Raw genomic sequence first — 1,934 nt, forward strand, 5'->3', positions numbered from 1 at the left:
CTAGAGTAAAGGGCAGAGAAATAATTTTTTCTGCCCCTCCTCATCAAACCGTACGTGAGGTTTTCCCTCATACGGCTTTCCGATGTTCGTCAACCATGTGCATGCAGATTACAATAGCGTTTTGAGTCCGCATTGTACGGACAATGATTTCACTTCGCGTAGCAAGCTCATCCACCGAGCACGTTGACGCTTTTTGGCGTACCATCTTGTCAGTCGCTGAAGGATATACCAGTCTAACTTCGCCATCTTCTTTTGGCTGTATGCCGTGTAGTAATAGTTATGCCAACCCTGTATTTTCGGATTTAGGTATTCCAAGTGTTCTTGGAACGATTTATGTCGCATACCCGGGGGAGCTAGTCGCTCCTTCACAACTTCTCTAATCCGTTCTTCGGCCTTACGGCACAACCATTGTTGGGTCGTGTAATATACTTGACCTTTGGATGTTTCAGCCTTCGTCTTCCGGTGATGCATGCCCAGGAAGTCAAAGCCTTCTTCTCCTGTCCATAGTCCGACGATGCGCGTTTTGGTCGGGTGCAATGTCAATTCCAGGCGTTCCATTATTGCTTTAATAAACTCATATGCCCGTTCAGCGTCCTTCTTCGTCTTGCAGACCACCACAAAGTCATCTGCATACCGCGTCAGTTCCCCGACCTTGCTGCCATGTCGCTCCCACAGGAGATCGAAGTAATTTAAGTAGATGTTCGCAAGTAGTGGCGAGATGACCCCGCCTTGCGGCGTACCTAAATCTGAGCGCCTAATGTTCCCCTCTTCCATGACCCCCGCACCTAACCACTTCCTCACCAATTTCAGAATTCTTCGATCGCTGATTCGCATTTCCATCAGCTTCATCAGCTTCTCTTGATTGATGTTGTCGAAGTAGCCTTGGATGTCGACGTCGACCACCCAATTCCCTTTGCGGTTGCATGCCTTCCGGATGCGCTCCAATGCTTGCTTCGCACTTCTCTTCGGTCGAAACCCGAATGACGTTTCCTGAAAATCCACCTCAAAGATGGGTTCGATGACTATTTTGGTTGCCATCTGTATGACGCGGTCTCTGACCGTAGGAATTCCTAGCGGCCGCTGCTTTCCATCCTTCTTCGGAATGTAGTGGCGTTTCACGGGTTGCGGATGGTATTCGCCTTCTTTAAGAAGTCGATGACATTCGTGCACGAAGTATACTTCTCCTTGCTTCTCAATGTCTGCTAACGTTTCTCCATCAACTCCGGCCGAGCCCTTGTTGGCTCGTACTCTCCGCCATGCTTCCCACAGGACATCTAGCCGGTAGACCTTGTCATACAACGCATGAAATCTTCGCTTTTTGCTCTCTTTGGCCGCATGACCTAGTTTCTCTTGGAGTTGTTGAACCTTTTCCTTTGGTGTTGTTAGCCGTTTGGCATTCACTAATTCTTACCTCCTCCAGAAACATGAACAAAGCAGGGCTCCTTCCCTCCCGCAGGTTGTGTTGTCCTGCGGTTCCTTGGTAGTATGAGCCCCTCGGACTCCCTTCCTGCAGCACACTCACTTCACTTTTCGGGTTTATAGAGCGACTCTTTACGGTTTCAAAAAAAAATTTACCGTGCAGGGGAGGGTCTCCCCAGTTCACTGCATCCTCTTTCATACCATGCCGTTCCCTTTACACCGGAGGATTCTTCGCTGTCGCTCCAAGATCTAAAACAGCTTCCATGGCCTTCGTCCATATGCGCGAGACTCGGCTTCCTCTTTTCCCTCTTGCGAGGCCTTTTTGACGACGCGGCAGGATTCACTTCATGTTACGGCCTGGTATGTCGCTCGCCCTGTCTCTGACAGATACTTTCGTCGATACGCTTCTACGCACAGATTTCGCCATACGCAGGTATCCTAGCTACGCGGGGGCTTGGCCCCTCCCGCGACCGGACTTTCACCGGTTAGAAGATGCGTGCTTGGCTGGGCACGCC

General features: G+C 50.3%; 1 protein-coding gene. It reads right to left on the minus strand.

The window, feature by feature from the left end; genetic code table 11:
- Positions 1-108: 108 nt before the first annotated feature.
- Positions 109-1,401 carry a group II intron reverse transcriptase/maturase gene (ltrA, locus tag MJ257_RS24455; protein ID WP_240271777.1) on the minus strand — a complete coding sequence of 431 codons (1,293 nt, stop codon included), beginning with the start codon at positions 1,399-1,401 and terminating at the stop codon, positions 109-111.
- Positions 1,402-1,934: the final 533 nt, after the last annotated feature.

The organism is Paenibacillus timonensis (assembly GCF_022427145.1).
Classification (GTDB): Bacteria; Bacillota; Bacilli; order Paenibacillales; family Paenibacillaceae; genus Fontibacillus; species Fontibacillus timonensis.